This window comes from Paenarthrobacter nicotinovorans, assembly GCF_007670255.1.
In the GTDB taxonomy this organism is placed as follows: Bacteria; Actinomycetota; Actinomycetes; order Actinomycetales; family Micrococcaceae; genus Arthrobacter; species Arthrobacter nicotinovorans_B.
Genome location: NZ_SZVS01000003.1, coordinates 274,247 through 288,704 on the forward strand (window position 1 = coordinate 274,247; position 14,458 = coordinate 288,704).

The 14,458-nt window shown below is 64.0% G+C and carries 16 protein-coding genes; 8 read left to right on the forward strand and 8 right to left on the reverse strand.

From position 1 onward, the window contains the following. Window positions 1–125 precede the first annotated feature (125 nt). Window positions 126–356 (forward strand): hypothetical protein, encoded by a 231-nt coding sequence (locus FDP28_RS06580; protein ID WP_144659908.1) that lies wholly within the window; start codon window positions 126–128, stop codon window positions 354–356. A gap of 58 nt (window positions 357–414) precedes the next feature. On the opposite strand, the gene FDP28_RS06585 is transcribed toward FDP28_RS06580, so the two are convergent. Further along, entirely contained in the window at window positions 415–1,086 is a 672-nt protein-coding gene (locus FDP28_RS06585) for a phosphoribosyltransferase (RefSeq protein WP_186313539.1), read from the reverse strand. Window positions 1,087–1,172: 86 nt separating this feature from the next. Between FDP28_RS06585 and FDP28_RS06590 the strand changes: the two genes are divergently transcribed. After that, on the forward strand, window positions 1,173–1,586 hold the full coding sequence (locus tag FDP28_RS06590; protein WP_144659910.1) for a MarR family transcriptional regulator: 414 nt from the start codon (window positions 1,173–1,175) through the stop codon (window positions 1,584–1,586). A 43-nt stretch (window positions 1,587–1,629) separates the two neighbouring features. On the opposite strand, the gene FDP28_RS06595 is transcribed toward FDP28_RS06590, so the two are convergent. The 5 genes from FDP28_RS06595 to FDP28_RS06615 all read right to left on the reverse strand — a co-directional run bounded on the left by FDP28_RS06595 (window position 1,630) and on the right by FDP28_RS06615 (window position 6,384). Then, window positions 1,630–2,460 (reverse strand): alpha/beta fold hydrolase, encoded by an 831-nt coding sequence (locus FDP28_RS06595; protein ID WP_144659911.1) that lies wholly within the window; start codon window positions 2,458–2,460, stop codon window positions 1,630–1,632. Window position 2,461: 1 nt separating this feature from the next. Further along, entirely contained in the window at window positions 2,462–2,791 is a 330-nt protein-coding gene (locus tag FDP28_RS06600) for a biotin/lipoyl-containing protein (RefSeq protein ID WP_064721759.1), read from the reverse strand. Next, a complete protein-coding gene (locus FDP28_RS06605; RefSeq protein ID WP_144659912.1) occupies window positions 2,784–3,818 on the reverse strand; it encodes an alpha-ketoacid dehydrogenase subunit beta in 1,035 nt (344 codons plus the stop codon). Before FDP28_RS06605 ends, FDP28_RS06600 begins: the two co-directional genes overlap by 8 nt. Next, complete coding sequence (locus FDP28_RS06610; RefSeq protein WP_144659913.1) at window positions 3,811–4,860, reverse strand: thiamine pyrophosphate-dependent enzyme; 1,050 nt, start codon at window positions 4,858–4,860, stop codon at window positions 3,811–3,813. The genes FDP28_RS06605 and FDP28_RS06610 overlap by 8 nt, the downstream gene beginning before the upstream one ends. Before the next feature lie 138 nt (window positions 4,861–4,998). Then, window positions 4,999–6,384 (reverse strand): amino acid permease, encoded by a 1,386-nt coding sequence (locus tag FDP28_RS06615; protein WP_144659914.1) that lies wholly within the window; start codon window positions 6,382–6,384, stop codon window positions 4,999–5,001. Window positions 6,385–6,557: 173 nt separating this feature from the next. On the opposite strand from FDP28_RS06615, the gene FDP28_RS06620 reads away from it, so the two are divergent. The 6 genes from FDP28_RS06620 (at window position 6,558) to FDP28_RS06645 (ending at window position 13,052) form a co-directional block, all read left to right on the forward strand. Further along, complete coding sequence (locus FDP28_RS06620) at window positions 6,558–7,031, forward strand: Lrp/AsnC family transcriptional regulator (protein WP_141282652.1); 474 nt, start codon at window positions 6,558–6,560, stop codon at window positions 7,029–7,031. 112 nt (window positions 7,032–7,143) lie between these two features. Next, window positions 7,144–7,863, forward strand: a complete 720-nt coding sequence (locus FDP28_RS06625; protein WP_144659915.1) for an NUDIX hydrolase — start codon at window positions 7,144–7,146, stop codon at window positions 7,861–7,863. Then, window positions 7,860–9,167 carry a quinolinate synthase NadA gene (nadA, locus tag FDP28_RS06630; protein ID WP_144659916.1) on the forward strand — a complete coding sequence of 436 codons (1,308 nt, stop codon included), beginning with the start codon at window positions 7,860–7,862 and terminating at the stop codon, window positions 9,165–9,167. Before FDP28_RS06625 ends, nadA begins: the two co-directional genes overlap by 4 nt. A gap of 38 nt (window positions 9,168–9,205) precedes the next feature. Then, on the forward strand, window positions 9,206–10,999 hold the full coding sequence (locus FDP28_RS06635) for an L-aspartate oxidase (protein WP_144659917.1): 1,794 nt from the start codon (window positions 9,206–9,208) through the stop codon (window positions 10,997–10,999). Further along, window positions 10,992–11,870, forward strand: coding sequence for a carboxylating nicotinate-nucleotide diphosphorylase (gene nadC, locus FDP28_RS06640; protein ID WP_144659918.1), 879 nt, complete (start codon window positions 10,992–10,994; stop codon window positions 11,868–11,870). The genes FDP28_RS06635 and nadC overlap by 8 nt, the downstream gene beginning before the upstream one ends. A 15-nt stretch (window positions 11,871–11,885) precedes the next feature. Next, window positions 11,886–13,052 (forward strand): cysteine desulfurase family protein, encoded by a 1,167-nt coding sequence (locus FDP28_RS06645; protein WP_144659919.1) that lies wholly within the window; start codon window positions 11,886–11,888, stop codon window positions 13,050–13,052. A gap of 9 nt (window positions 13,053–13,061) precedes the next feature. Here FDP28_RS06645 and FDP28_RS06650 read toward each other — a convergent pair whose 3' ends face one another. Next, window positions 13,062–13,547, reverse strand: coding sequence for a GtrA family protein (locus FDP28_RS06650; RefSeq protein ID WP_144659920.1), 486 nt, complete (start codon window positions 13,545–13,547; stop codon window positions 13,062–13,064). An 18-nt stretch (window positions 13,548–13,565) separates the two neighbouring features. Next, window positions 13,566–14,414 carry a fumarylacetoacetate hydrolase family protein gene (locus FDP28_RS06655; protein WP_144659921.1) on the reverse strand — a complete coding sequence of 283 codons (849 nt, stop codon included), beginning with the start codon at window positions 14,412–14,414 and terminating at the stop codon, window positions 13,566–13,568. Window positions 14,415–14,458 lie beyond the last annotated feature (44 nt).

Genomic DNA, 14,458 nt, shown 5'->3' on the forward strand with positions numbered 1-14,458 from the left:
CCTCTTGTTTCGCGCTGGAAGCGGAAGCTCCATGGTGCAACGGCAGAGTCGATCAGGCAATATTCGAAAGATCTCAGTCGAGCGGCGTCATTTTTGCATGTAGGCAGGCACTCCAAGATGGTGCTGTGAGGAATGAACTCATCAAATCTTTGGGGGACTTAATGAAGAAAATAAGCTATGCCGGCCTGAGTATCGGGCTGTTGATGATCCTGGTCGGTTGGATACTCGACATGTATGCCTTGCTGGGCAGCCTTGGGCCCTTGGTGATGAAAGCCGGTGTTGGCATCCTCGTAGCAGCTTTGGCACTTTTGATGTGGAGAGCCCTCAGGGTTTACAACGAACGTCTGGACACATGAACTCGACGCGGTTCCTTCAACTACCGCCGCCCGACGTTGGCGCTACGGGCGGACGAAGCTACTGACGCTGCCCTTTGGCCGCAGCACCCTTCAACAAGTCCATGACATCCTCGTCCGTCAATTGCTCGAAGTGCTGGTAGAAAGCGCCCACTGCATGAAACTTGCCCGGAGTGTGGAGGGCCATGACGACATCGCAAACCCGCGCCAGTGATGATGAGGCCTCCAAAGACGCCACTGGAACAGCGGCAATCACGGTCTTCGCTCCGCCTGCCCTGACGGCTTCCACAGCGGCGCGCATGGTGGCCCCGGTTGCAAGGCCGTCGTCTGCCAGGACGACGGTCTTCCCGCGGAGATCGTGGCTGGTCCCGGGATACTCCTTGGCCCGGCGCAACAGTTCCGGGCGTTCGTGGGCTTCCACAGTGTCCAAGGCCGACTGCGGGATACCGCGGGCGAGAATGAGTTCCCGGAGCGGCCTGTTGATGATCCGGAGCACATCGCCACCTGACCACGCCAATGCGCCGAAAGCAGTTTCATCCCTGCCCGGGATACCGAGTTTGCGCACCAGTACGGCGCCGAAGGGCAAATACAGTTCCGAGGCGGCTGCGGCGGCCACCGGCACACCGCCCCGGGCGAGCCCCAGGACGATGGTATCGGGACGCTCCCTCAGTTGCGGGAGTGCTTCAGCCAGGCGCCGACCGGCTTCCGACCGGTCCTTGAAACGCATGCCCATTCGCTCCACTTCCACGTTATTTATTGCTTTCCCAAGCCTACCTTCCGGACCTTGCCCGCCGCCGCCTCCACTGAAAGCATGGCCTTGTGAACAAGCCCATCGGATATTGGATCAAGAGGCTGGACGCCGCGCTGGAGGTCCAGTTGGATCGCACCTTGGCCCGGATCAAGCTGACCCGCCGTCAATGGCAGACTCTGGCTACGTTGGCCGATGGTGCCATGCTTCCGGACCAGCTTGAAGACGTGCTGAAGCCGCTGTGGGGTGGTGATGGCCGCTTGCGCGAGCGTGAACTCGCTGCTTTGGTGGGGCACGGAATGATCACCATGATCGATGACCGTCTGGCTCTGAGCGAGCGCGGGCGGGAAAGATATCACCAGGCCCAGCTGCTGGTGGAAGATGCACGGCAGGACCTCTCGATGGGGATCGGCATCGACGAGTACGCGATGGCGCTGAGCGTCCTGGAACGCATGAGCCTTAACGCAGAACGGCTGGCCCGTTAGAGGGCCAGCCGTTGAGGGGAGCAGTCGCCTTCTCAGCTGGGGGCTAGACTCCGAGGAACTCGATGGCGGCCTCCTTGAAGGCCCTGCTGGTGATTACGTTGGTATGCGTGCGCCCGGGGATAACCAGGGTTTCGACCAGCCCACCGCGTTTTGCTGCCATGGCGGCCAGCTCCGGCATGGTTGCCGCCCGTTCGTCCTTTTCCCCGGCGACCAGCAGCAGGGGCACGTGCGGGGCGGCCTCCGCGGGATCGAACGGCTCGCCCTTGATGGCCTCGATCAGGGACAACATGGCAAACAGGTTGTTGCTGGGAAGCAGCTGGGCCATTTTCAAGAGCCCGTTGGTGGATTCGTCCTCGATGGGAGTGCCGTCGGCCAGGTGCCGTTGGGCAGCAGCGAGGTCGAAGGCGGCCAAGGGGTCAGCTGAGCTTGGCCCGCCCAGGACGATCCTGTGGACGAGGTCCGGCTGCGTGGCCCCGAATTCCCAGGCCAGACGCGAACCCAGCGAGTAGCCGATGACATCCAGTCCGGTGGAGGGGTCGCCGTCGCGCAGGGGCCGGGCTCCGGCGTCGGTCACTATCTGCAAAAGGTCGGCGCGGATCCGGCTCGGCGTGTAGGAATCCAGGTCCTCGGGGGAGTGGCTCCGGCCGTGTCCCGGAAGGTCCACGGTGATCACCCGGCGTCCGGCTTCCTGGAGGGTGGTGATCCAGCCGCTGTCTGCCCAGTTCAGTTTGCTGGAGGAGGAGAAGCCATGAATCAGCAGGACCGGGCGGAGTCCGGCGTCGGAGGCCGGCTCGTGAACTTCCACGAACAGTCCGGGGTCCGTTCCTTCGACTGTGTGCCTGTGCTGTTCCACGGTGTGCCTGCCGGTCATCATGTCAGTCCTCATCGAGTACGGCGCTCAGGCGGACCCGGCGCTTGGGTGCTTCGTCCTTCGGAACAGTGCCCACGATTCCGGCGGTATCGTCCGGAACTTCGAACACGATCAGCGGGGCGCCGACATTGATGATCTCTCCCGGCGCTCCGTGAATACGGACAACTTTACCCGCCTGGGGGCTCGGCAATTCGAGCGCGGACTTGCTTGTTTCCAGCTCAACGATGGGCTGGTTGCGTTCAACCTGCTGTCCTGGTTCCACCAGCCAGTCCAGCACGGTGGCCTCGATGAGGCCTTCGCCCAAATCGGGAAGAGGGAAGGAAATTTCAGCCACGGCGGTACTCCAGTACACGTTGGATCCCAAAGAGGATGCGGTCGATGTTGGGAATGTATTCGTCCTCCAGGTCACCGGAAGGGTAGGGCACGTCAAAGCCGGTGACGCGTTCCACCGGCGCCTTCAACGTGTCGAAGCACTGTTGGGTGATGAGCTGGGCGACTTCGGCGCCAAGGCCTGAGGTCAGGGGCGCTTCATGCACGACGACGGCGCGCCGCGTCTTTCCCACGGACCTTGCCAAGGCCTCGGCATCGATCGGCTTCAGCCAGCGCAGGTCGAGGACTTCGACGTTGATCCCGTCCTCTGCGGCGAGCTCAGCGACTTGGAGGCAGCGGGACACCATGGCGCCCCAGGCGACGAGTGTCAGGTGCCGGCCTTCCCGCGCCACGCGGGCTCCGGTGGGCCGGTCGTCGTCGGACGTCGTATCCACCGCTCCCTTCTGCCAGTAGCGGGATTTCGGTTCCATGAAGATCACTGGATCCGGCCGCGTGGCCGCGTACTTGAGCAGATGGTAGGCATCGTGCGGGTTCGACGGCGAGACCACCTTGAGGCCAGGTACGTGGGCAAAGAGGGCTTCCAGGCTCTCGCCGTGGTGCTCGGGAGCGCGGATGCCGCCGAAGCTGGGCACGCGCAGGGTGATGGGCATGGGCATGGTGCCGCGGCTTCGGTAGTTCATCCGGGCGATCTGGCAGATGATCTGGTTGATGGCCGGATAGGCGAAGCCGTCGAACTGGACTTCGGGAATGGGGTGGAAACCCGCCATGGCCAGTCCCACGGACATGCCCAGGATGCCCGATTCAGCAAGTGGGGTGTCGAAGACGCGGTCCTCGCCATGCTTGGCCTGGAGGCCGTCGGTGATGCGGAAGACGCCGCCGAGGCGGCCGCAGTCCTCTCCGAAGATGAGGGACTTGGGGTTTTCTGCCAGCACCTCATCGAGCGCCAGGTTCAGCGCCTGCTGCATGGACAGTTGCTGGATGCCGGGGGCTCCGGTGTTCGCGGAGGGCAATGCTGTGATGGTCTCAGACATGTTCTGACTCCTCGCGCCACGCGGTGGCCTGGGACTGAAGGGAGGGAGTTGGTTCCTGGAAAACCAGGCCGAACATTTCGGCTCCGGGTCGGGGGCCGAGATCCTGGATTCCCGTGCGGATGGTTTCCACTTCTTCCTCTGCCCGGCGTTGCGCCTCGGCGAAGAAGTCCTCGTCTGCAACGCCGTCGCTGAGCAGCCGCTGCTTGAACCGCGTCAGCGGGTCCTCGCCGGCGTCCAGTCGTTCCTCCTCCAGGGTCCGGTAGCGGCCGGGGTCATCGGCGGTGGAGTGCGGTCCGCGCCGGTACGTCATGGCCTCGATCACCACTGGACCGTTGCCGTTCCGGCAGTGGGCGAAGGCGGACCGGGTGGCCTCGTAGACGGCAACGACATCGTTGCCGTCTACCTGCAGTGCGGGAATGCCGTATCCGGCAGCCCGGGCTGCCACGGATCCTCCTGCCACTTGGCGTTCGGTGGGGACGGAGATGGCCCAGCCGTTGTTCTGGATGAAGAACACCACGGGCGCCTTCATGACGGCTGCGAAGTTCATGGCTTCGTGGACGTCGCCTTGGGAGGACGCGCCGTCGCCGAAGTAGGTCATGGCTACGCCGGTCTCCCCGTCAGGGTGGGACAGCGTTTGGCCATGGGCCCAGCCGACAGCGTGCAGGACGGAGCCGGCCACAACTGCCTGGATGGGCGCGAACCTGGACTCCATGGGGTTGTACATCCCGCCGTGCCACGTGGCTTTGTGGGTGGACATGTAGCCCACCATGTCCAGCTCCATGGCCCGTGCCACACCCATCTCACGGTAGGTGGGGAACACGAAGTCCCGGCTCCTGTCCACGGCGTATCCGCTGCCCACCTGGGCTGCTTCCTGCCCGAGTTCGGGTGCGTAGCCGGGGATGATGCCTTGGCGTTGCCATGCCACAGCTGAGGTGTCCAGGTGCCGGACCACTGCCATCAGCGTGTACAGCTCGCGGAGTTGGTGGTGGGTGAGCGGGGCGGCGTCGTCGTCGACGGCGGCCAGCGCGGGTTTGGTCGTCATGGCTGTGACCCTAGTCACCGACGATGCGTCTTCGCAATAAGCTCAGTATCCAGCAAACACTTTGTACAAGTTGAACAAGCAAAGAAGCCCCGCACAGTACAAACTGTGCAGGGCTTCTAGGATGTTGCTGACAGAAGACTATCCGCCGTGGTGCGTTTCCTTGCCGGCTTTTGCCCTGGCGTTGAGGAAGCATCCGGCCGCAATCACCAGGATAAGGAGGAACGTACCGATGAGCTGGCCGGCGCTCTCCGGGTTGGCGAAGCCCACCACGAAAATGATGCCCAGCAGGACCAGTCCCACGATGGTGAGATAGGGGAAGCCCTTCATCCGCAAGGGCAGCTCAACGCCTTCGCGGTCTGCCCGGCGGCGCAGGATGAACTGTGAGACCAGTGCCGTTCCCCACACCACCAGGCAGGTGGACCCCACGAGGTTCAGCAGGGCGGGCAGGATCTTCTCCGGGAAGAGCAATTCGAGGACCGTGGCGACGAAGCCAAAGGCCACCGAGATTCCGACGGCGGCTACGGGAACCTTGGCGCCGCTCAGCTTCGACAGGATCCGTGGTGCTTCGCCGCGCTCGGAGAGTGAGAAGATCATGCGGGATGCGCCATAGAGGTTGGCATTCAAGGCCGAAAGCAGAGCTACAACGGCCACCAAGGTGATGGCGGTTCCGGCACCGGGAATGCCGGCGATGTCGAGGACTCCGGCAAAGGGCGACTTCAGGCCATCCGAACCCACGGGGAGGATCGCCGCGATGACAAAGACGGACCCGATGTAGAAGACCAGGATGCGCCAGACCACGGTGCGGATCGCCTTGCCCACACTGTGCGCCGGGTTTTCGGTTTCTGCTGCCGCCACGCTGACGATTTCCGTGCCGCCGAAAGCGAAGATCACAACGAAGAGTGCAGCGGCCATGCCGCCGATGCCGTGGGGCGCGAAGTCGCCGAAGGCCGAGAGTCCGGGGGAGGGGACGTTCGGAAGCCAACCGAACAGCAGTGCGGCTCCGATAAGCAGGAAGATGACGATTGCTGCGACCTTGAGGATGGCGAACCAGAATTCGAATTCGCCGAAGTTCCTCACTCCTACCAGGTTGATTCCGGTGAAGACCACCATGAAGACCAGTGCCAGGATCCACACGGGGATGACCGGCCACACGGAGAAGAGCAGTCCTGCGGCTCCCAGGGCCTCAGCGGCAATGACCACCACCAATTGCAACCACCACAGCCAGCCGATGGTCCCGCCTGCGGTTTTGCCCATCGCTTTCTCGGCGTAGACGGAGAAAGCGCCGCTGTTGGGGTTGGCTGCTGCCATTTCGCCCAGGGCCCACATCACCAGGATGATCAATGTTCCGGCAACGAGATAGGAGATAAGGACTGCCGGCCCTGCGGCTTGCACGCCCGCGCCGGAACCAAGGAACAGTCCTGCGCCAATGGCGCTGCCAAGCCCCATCATGGTCAGTTGCCGCGGTTTGAGCGAATGCCCGAGGCCGGAGGTTGGGGCAGGAGCCGCGATGGACTTCGTTGTCATACGTGTCTACCTTCTATGGATTGCAAACGGGTTTGGCGTGCCCGCCTCGTGGGCTGGGCAAGCGGGCGTCGACGACGCAGCAAGAGCGTGGAATAATTCTCGCAGTTTGTAAGATACATCACTTTTTGCTTAGGCGATGTGATGGGTAGGGATCCCCGGGGACAGGAACTTTGATGCTGGTCGATGCGCTTGATGCAAAAATTGTACGTTTTTTCACTGATTCGCCGCGATCTTCCGTGCTGGAAGCCTCACGGGTACTCAGGGTTGCGCGCGCCACGGTGCAGTCCCGGATCGACAGGATGATCGAAAACGGCGTCATCGGCTCTTGGGTGCCGCAGCCGGATCCGGCCAACTTCGGATTCCCGGTAGTGGCGTTTTGCTCGGTCACCATTACCCAGGAGATCGGCCATGACGCCATCATTGAGAGCTTGAGTGCCATCCCGGAGATCATCGAAGTCCATACCGTGACGGGCAATTCGGACCTGATGGTGCGCATCGCGGCTCGGTCCAATCCGGACATGCAGCGGGTCCTGGACGCCATGATCGCCACCAAATCCGTAGTCCGGTGTTCCTCGGTGATCGTGCTGAACAGCCATATCCAGGGCCGGACGCTGCCTTTGATGGAAGCCGCCGCCAAGTCAGTGTGACGCAAAGCATTTTGCTGGAAGGCTGCGGAGTCGTACCATTAGTTCTAGTCAATGTGACTTTAACTAGCGCAGTCCTGACTGCAAGGACTGCTCAAAGCGGCGATGAAGCGAGGTGAACGCCGTGAATCCAAGCTCCGCCAACGTCGCCGAAAGGCGACTCGCGCCGCCGTCGTTGGCTATTTCCACGGTGATTTTCGCCCTCCGACCCAGCGAAAAATCCGGCAGGCCCACCCTCTGGCTCCCGTTGGTCCGCCGGATCCGGGAACCATATAAAGACATGTGGGCCCTCCCCGGAGGTCCTCTGGCCCACGATGAATCACTGCAGGATGCCGCCTCCCGCAACCTCCGCGAGACCACCGGCCTCACGCCGCACTACCTGGAACAGCTGTACGCCTTCGGCGGCCTGCATCGCTCGCCCAGCCAGCGCGTTGTCTCGATCGTCTATTGGGCCCTGGTGCAGCCGACAGAGGCAGCGCTCGCCGACGAGTCCGAGAATGTGCGGTGGTTCCGGGCGGACAAGGTCGGAGACCTCGCGTTCGACCACAAAGCAATCGTGGACTACGCCCTCTGGCGCCTGCGCAACAAGATGGCCTACGGATCCATCGCCTACCACTTGCTGGGGGAGTACTTCACCTTGGCGCAGGTCCGTGAAGTCTATGAAGCGGTCCTGGACCGCCAGCTCGATCCCGCGAACTTCCGCCGCCACATCAAAGCCACGCCGGAAATAGAAGAAACCGGTGAATATCTCCAGGGCGGCAAACACCGTCCCCCACGCCTCTACCGCTTCACCGGAACACCCGGCCTCGGGCCAGACAACAGGAGTACACCATGAGCAGCGTCAACACCGCCGTCCAGCTGATCACCCGCGAGGAAGCAGAGAAGGGCCTCTCCCGCGCAGGATCAACCTGCAGCCCGGCCTTGGCCAGGGGCCCATGGGAATACGATCTCGCCGAAGCCCTCTCCGGTGCACCCGCCTACGGTCCGGGTGCTTCCAGCGACGACATCGCGCCGCCGGCAACGCCGCGCCAAGGCCAACTGCCGGAAGAGTACAAAAAAGCCAGCGACGCCGAACTTGACGCCCGCATCCGGGCCGCCAAAGCGGCACTCGGGGACCGCGCCGTCATCCTGGGCCACTTCTACCAGCGTGACGAGGTCATCCAGTATGCGGATTTCGTGGGTGACTCGTTCCAGCTGGCCAACGCTGCGCTGACCAAGCCGGACGCCGAAGCGATCATCTTCTGCGGCGTGCACTTCATGGCCGAAACCGCCGACATCCTCTCCACCCCGGAGCAGGCGGTTATCCTGCCCAACCTCGCCGCCGGATGCTCCATGGCAGACATGGCCGATGAGGACTCCGTGGAAGAGTGCTGGGAGCAGCTTGAGGAAATCTTCGGCACCGAACCCGATGCCACCGGGCGGGTTCCGGTCATTCCCGTGACCTACATGAACTCTTCCGCCGCCCTGAAAGCCTTCTGCGGACGCAACGGCGGAATCGTCTGCACCTCGTCCAACGCCAAAGTTGTGCTCGAATGGGCCTTCGAACGCGGCCAGCGCGTCCTGTTCTTCCCCGACCAGCACCTCGGCCGCAATACAGCCAAGGCCCTCGGCGTACCCCTGGAACAGATGCCCATGTGGAACCCGCGCAAGGAACTGGGCGGAAACGACGAACAGACGCTGCTGGACTCACGGGTCATCCTCTGGCACGGCTTCTGCTCGGTCCACAAACGCTTCAACGTAGCCCAGATCGAGAAGGCCCGCCAGGACTTCCCCGGCGTCAACGTGATCGTGCACCCGGAATGCCCCATGGAGGTCGTGGACGCAGCGGACTCGGCGGGCTCCACCGACTTCATCAAGAAGGCGATTGCCGCGGCCACAGAGCCCACCACCTTCGCCATCGGTACCGAGATCAACATGGTGAACAGGCTCGCCGCGGAAAACCCGCAGCACACCATCTTCTGCCTGGATCCCGTCATCTGCCCGTGCTCCACGATGTACCGCATCCACCCTGGCTACCTTGCCTGGGTGCTTGAGGAGCTCGTCGAGGGCCGCATCGTCAACCGCATCACTGTGGACGACACCGTCCAGGACAACGCCAAGATTGCCCTGGAGCGCATGCTGGCCGCCAAGCCGGCCTAGCACAACAGGCACTCCACCTAGTTCGAATCGAGCCCCCCATGACTACAGAGAACCCGGCCGCAAGGCCCGCGCCCGGACGGTTGATCGTCGTCGGAAGCGGCATCGCCGGCCTGTATTCTGCCTTGCTCGCCGCGGAGTCCGGCGCGGAGGTGGTGCTGCTGACCAAAGGTGCGCTCGCAGGCAGCAACACGTACTACGCGCAGGGCGGTATTTCCGCCGTACTGGAGGAACCCGCTCCCGGTGACACGGTGGCCGCCCACATCGCTGACACGCTGCGCGCAGGCGCCGGACACTGCAACGAAGAGGCGGTGCGGATACTGTGCACCGAAGCACGGTGGGACATCGCCGGGCTGGAGCGGTTCGGCGTCCGTTTCGACCTTGACGACGACGGCGGCCCGGCGCTGGGGCTCGAAGCCGCGCATTCAGCTCCACGCATCCTCCACGCCGGAGGGGACGCCACCGGGGCGGGGGTGGCAGCGGCGCTGATAGCGTCCGTGCTGGACTTCCAGGCACAGGGCAGGATCACGGTGTTCGGGAACGCCCAGGTCACTTCCCTGGCCCACGACGACGGCCGCGTGGTTGGCGTCGAATTCCTCCATGAAGGACTAGCCCAAAGCCTCCGGGGCGACGCCGTGCTCCTTGCCACCGGTGGGGCCGGTCAGCTGTTCGCCCAAACCACCAACCCCTCGGTGGCAACCGCGGACGGCCTGGCACTGGCCTGGCGCGCCGGAGCCGCCGTGACCGACCTCGAATTCTTCCAATTCCACCCCACCTGCATGGTCTCCCACAGGCCAGCAGCGGCAGCCGGCGGCGATGCGCACCCCCTGCTTATTTCCGAGGCCGTCCGCGGTGAAGGCGCACTCCTTGTTGACGCCAATGGATATCGCTTCATGCCCGGGTACCACCCCGACGTCGAGCTCGCACCGCGGGACGTGGTCTCCCGCAGTATTGCCCTGCACCTGGCCTCGTTGGGTGAGACGAACGGCCAGGTCTACCTCGATGCCACCGTCATTGAGGAACTGCGCGGCGCGGGTTTCCTGGACAAGCGCTTCCCAACGTTGAGCCGCCACACCCGGCAGGCAGGCTTGGACTGGACCAAGGAACTGGTGCCCGTCGCACCGGCGGCGCACTACTGGATGGGCGGCGTGGTGACCGACCTTCACGGCCGGACCACTGTTCCGGGCCTGTACGCGGCCGGCGAGGTCGCCTGTACCGGCGTGCAGGGCGCAAACCGGCTGGCGAGTAACTCGTTGCTTGAAGGTCTCGTGTTTGGGCGGCGGGCTGTTGAAGCGTTCCTGGGTGTGTCCGAGGTCCCGCCCAGCGGACTCCCTCTGCGTGCTAACTCGGCCGCGGGCGGCAGTTCCACAGCCCCCTTGGCGCCTGCGCTCGATCCTCGTGCCGGCGAACGCCTCGCACGCTCGGCGGCCGGCACGGGCTCTCACGCGACAACGGCGCTGTCGGGGACTCTGGAACTGCCGGTAGGTGCCCCGGCAGCACCTGTGAGCGGCTTCTCCAGGGCCGCGTTGCAGCGGCTGATGACCGCCAAGGCCGGGGTGCTTCGGAGTGGGGTGTTGCTGGCCGAGGCTGAGGCTGCGCTTGAGGCGTGGGCTGAGGAACTGTTGCCCTTGGATGTTCCTGGTTCCTTGGAGGTGCGGGTGCATGAGGATGCCAATCTGCTGTTGGCGGCCCAATTGCTCGTGCGTGCGGCCCGGGAGCGGCCCGGGTCCTTGGGGGCGCACTACCGCAGCGACAACGTGACCCAAGCAGCCGCCGTCGTCGATTTTGACAAGAGTGACACCATGAGCCCGAAAGCGAGCCTCGTCCATGACTAACCTGACCCTCCCTGCCGCCCCCGTGCGGGACATCCTGGAGCGGGCCTTTGCTGAGGATGCTCCCAGCGGCGACGTCACCTCCCAGCTGCTCATCCCGGCCGAGGCGCGGGCGGTCGCCGTCCTCAACGCCCGGGTGCCGGGCGTCTTCAGCGGCGGCACCGTTTTCCGCGACGCCATGAAGATCGTGGACCCCGACACCGAGGTCGAATTGCTGCTCGGCGACGGTGAAGCCTTCGACGCCGGAACGCACCTGGCGCGCGTCAACGGCAGTGCACGGTCGGTACTGATGGCCGAACGGGTGGGCCTGAACCTGGTGCAGCGCATGAGTGCCATTGCCACCAAGACCGCGGAATTCGTCCGCTTGGTGGAAGGAACGCGTGCCCGGATCACTGATACGCGCAAGACCACCCCGGGGCTGCGGGTGCTGGAACGGTACGCGGTCCGCTGCGGTGGGGGCGCGAATCACCGTTACAGCCTTTCCGACGCCGTACTTGCCAAGGACAACCACCTGGCCGTCATGACCGGGGGCGACACCACCAAACTGACAGAACTGCTGATCGCAGCCAAAGCCCAGCTTGGCCACACCACGCACTTCGAGGTCGAAGTGGACAGTGCCGAACAGATCGAACCCGTGTTGGCTGCGGGGGTGGACACCATCATGCTGGACAACTTCTCCCTGGAGGAGCTGCGCGCCGGAGTCAAGCAAGTGGACGGCAGGGCGATCGTGGAAGCCAGCGGCAACGTCAACCTCGACACCGTCACCGGCATTGCCGCAGCCGGAGTCGACGTGATCTCCATCGGCGGCCTGACCCACAGCGTGAACGCCCTGGACCTTGGCCTGGACATCGAACTGACTTCGGGTCTGAACTGAAAGCCGTGTCCTGAGATGATCTTCCTGGATGCTGCGGCCACCACCCCCGTCCGCCGTGAGGTACTTGAGGCCATGTGGCCTTACCTGAGCGGTGAATTCGGCAATCCCTCAAGCCACCACACCCTGGGGGAGGCAGCGGCGGCGGCGCTCGCAGAAGCGCGTTCCGGCGTCGCGAAAGTGTTCAATTGCCGTGCTGGTGAGGTGACGTTTACCTCGGGCGGCACGGAGTCCGACAACCTGGCCGTCAAGGGCATCGCCCTCGCCCGGCAGGCCGCCGATCCAGCGCTCAACCGTGTGGTGATCAGCGCCGTCGAGCATCCCGCCGTGGAGGAATCAGCCCGTTACCTCGAACGCGTCCACGGCTTCGCTGTGGACATCGTTCCGGTCGACGGCGACGGACTCGTCACCGCGGATGGGCTGCGAAGGGTTCTTCGGCCGGAGACGGCCCTGGTAAGCATCATGTACGCCAACAACGAAATCGGGACCGTCCAACCCATTGCAGGGCTCGCTGCAGTGGCCCACGCCCAAGGGGTTCCTTTCCACACCGATGCGGTCCAGGCCGCCGGGTGGTTCCCGCTGGATGTCAAGGTTCTCGGTGTGGACGCCATGAGCATTTCGGCACACAAACTGGGGGCGCCTAAAGGATCCGGTGCCGTTTTCCTTAAAGGGCGACTGCGAGTTGAACCGCTCATCCATGGGGGTGGGCAGGAACGCGGAAAGCGCTCCGGGACCGAAAATGTGGCCGGAGCCGTAGCCTTGTCCACGGCGTTGGCACTCGCCCATGCTGAACAGCCGGCTCAGGCCCAACGCGTCGCGCAGTTGCGTGACCGCTTCATTGACCGGGTCCTGGACACGGTGCCGGACGCTTGGCTCACCGGCCATCGCAGCGAACGCCTGCCGTCGGTCGCGTCCTTCTGCTTTCCGGGAACCAGCGGCGAATCCGTCTTGCTCGAGCTGGAGCGGCTGGGCGTTGTGTGCTCCAGCGGATCGGCGTGCGCCGCAGGCTCCGATGCGCCGTCTCCAGTGTTGCTGGCCTTGGGCATCGTTCCGGAAACGGCCCAGACGGCTGTCAGGTTCAGTTTCACCTCCACCATTTCCGACGCCGACCTGGAGGCAGCCGCCGTCGCCGTGGAAACCGCCGTCGGGCGTGTCAGGAGCCTTGCCGCACCACAGGCGGGCTGACAGGCCGGGCTAAACGTGCCGCGCGCGGCGGAAAATCCAGTGGCGCAGCAAGGTGAAGCGGACAGCGGTGGCTACGAAACCGGACAACGTTGTTGTCCAGAGCTCCTCAGCGACGCTGGCGTCCGGCTTGAACAGATGCAGCACACCCAAGCTCCCGCCCGTGATGAGCAATGCGATACCGATCACGATGACTCCGCTGAGGTGGTCCCGGGCCCGTTTCCTGCTGCCGGTAATTTTGAACGTCAGGCGCCGATTCAGTGCCGTGTTCATCAACGAGGTCAAAATCAAGGCCACGGCGTTTGCCAACTGGGGGTCGATCAAGGGACGCAGCAGCGCGTAGATGGCCAGCGAGCTTCCCGTGCAGATGACTCCGACACCGCTGAAGCGGATCAATTGCCGCACTACGGGGTACTTCAGGATGCCGCGATGCCGTTTGCGGGGTGGTTTTTGAGGGGGAGATGGCAACAGGCCTGTGGCGTCCGCAGCTATCTCCATGGTCTTAAGCCTGACACACTAGGCAGGCAGCTCCTCCCACGAAGCGCCGCGCACGGGGTTGGTGAGTTCGCCGATTCCCTCCACACGGCACGTCACGGTGTCACCGGGTTGGATGCGGGCGGTCCCGGCCGGGAATCCGGTGAGGACCAGATCACCGGGCTGGAGGGTCATGAACGATGTGAGGTAGACCAGGATCTCGTCCACTTTCCAGCCGAGGTCCGCCGAACCCGCAGACTCCAGCTCGCGGCCGTTGTGGACGATGCCGATCTTCAGATCCGTGGGGTCCAGCTGCGTGACGATCCAAGGTCCTGCGGGGGTGAAGGTGTCCTGGCTCTTGGCGCTGATCCAGAGTTCGTCGGTCTTCTGGAGATCGCGCGCCGAAACATCATTGCCGATCGTGTAGCCGAGAATCGCCGAGGCTGCCGTTTCCAGGGACAACGCGCGCGCCGCCTGGCCTATGACGATCGTCAGTTCCGCCTCGGGGTCCACATGGCCCACGTTCGCCTGGAGTTCGATCGCCTCGCCCGGACCCACCACGCTGGATGCCGCTTTGTGGAACGCTTGCGGCGGCAGCTCGCGGCCTGGCTGTCCTGTGTTGTGCGCCATGCCAAGGACATTGACCGGCACGGAGGGCGCCAGGAACGTGAAGGCGTCTTCGGTCACTGTTGAGCCCCGCTCCCACCCCGCGCGGCCAGGGCTGGCGGCGTTGGCCCGGGAAGAGGGAAAAGGGGATTCGATGACCATCCACGACTTTCCTTCGTCCGAGGCGAAGTCTGTTGCGTCATTCGCGATGAAGAAGTGCTCGTCCGGGGAGGTTGGATTCAGGGGGCGTACGCGGGCGACACGACGGGGAAACGGGGAAGTCATGATGACATCCTACGTCCTCCCACGCGTTGCGAGGCCCGCTTTAC

Coding starts and splice junctions, on each gene's coding strand:
- FDP28_RS06585 (WP_186313539.1), bottom strand. CDS start 1,086: ATGGGCATGCGTTTCAAGGACCGGTCGGAAGCCGGTCGGCGCCTGGCT.
- FDP28_RS06595 (WP_144659911.1), bottom strand. CDS start 2,460: ATGATGACCGGCAGGCACACCGTGGAACAGCACAGGCACACAGTCGAA.
- FDP28_RS06605 (WP_144659912.1), bottom strand. CDS start 3,818: ATGTCTGAGACCATCACAGCATTGCCCTCCGCGAACACCGGAGCCCCC.
- FDP28_RS06610 (WP_144659913.1), bottom strand. CDS start 4,860: ATGACGACCAAACCCGCGCTGGCCGCCGTCGACGACGACGCCGCCCCG.
- FDP28_RS06615 (WP_144659914.1), bottom strand. CDS start 6,384: ATGACAACGAAGTCCATCGCGGCTCCTGCCCCAACCTCCGGCCTCGGG.
- FDP28_RS06620 (WP_141282652.1), top strand. CDS start 6,558: ATGCTGGTCGATGCGCTTGATGCAAAAATTGTACGTTTTTTCACTGAT.
- nadA (WP_144659916.1), top strand. CDS start 7,860: ATGAGCAGCGTCAACACCGCCGTCCAGCTGATCACCCGCGAGGAAGCA.
- FDP28_RS06635 (WP_144659917.1), top strand. CDS start 9,206: ATGACTACAGAGAACCCGGCCGCAAGGCCCGCGCCCGGACGGTTGATC.
- nadC (WP_144659918.1), top strand. CDS start 10,992: ATGACTAACCTGACCCTCCCTGCCGCCCCCGTGCGGGACATCCTGGAG.
- FDP28_RS06645 (WP_144659919.1), top strand. CDS start 11,886: ATGATCTTCCTGGATGCTGCGGCCACCACCCCCGTCCGCCGTGAGGTA.
- FDP28_RS06650 (WP_144659920.1), bottom strand. CDS start 13,547: ATGGAGATAGCTGCGGACGCCACAGGCCTGTTGCCATCTCCCCCTCAA.
- FDP28_RS06655 (WP_144659921.1), bottom strand. CDS start 14,414: ATGACTTCCCCGTTTCCCCGTCGTGTCGCCCGCGTACGCCCCCTGAAT.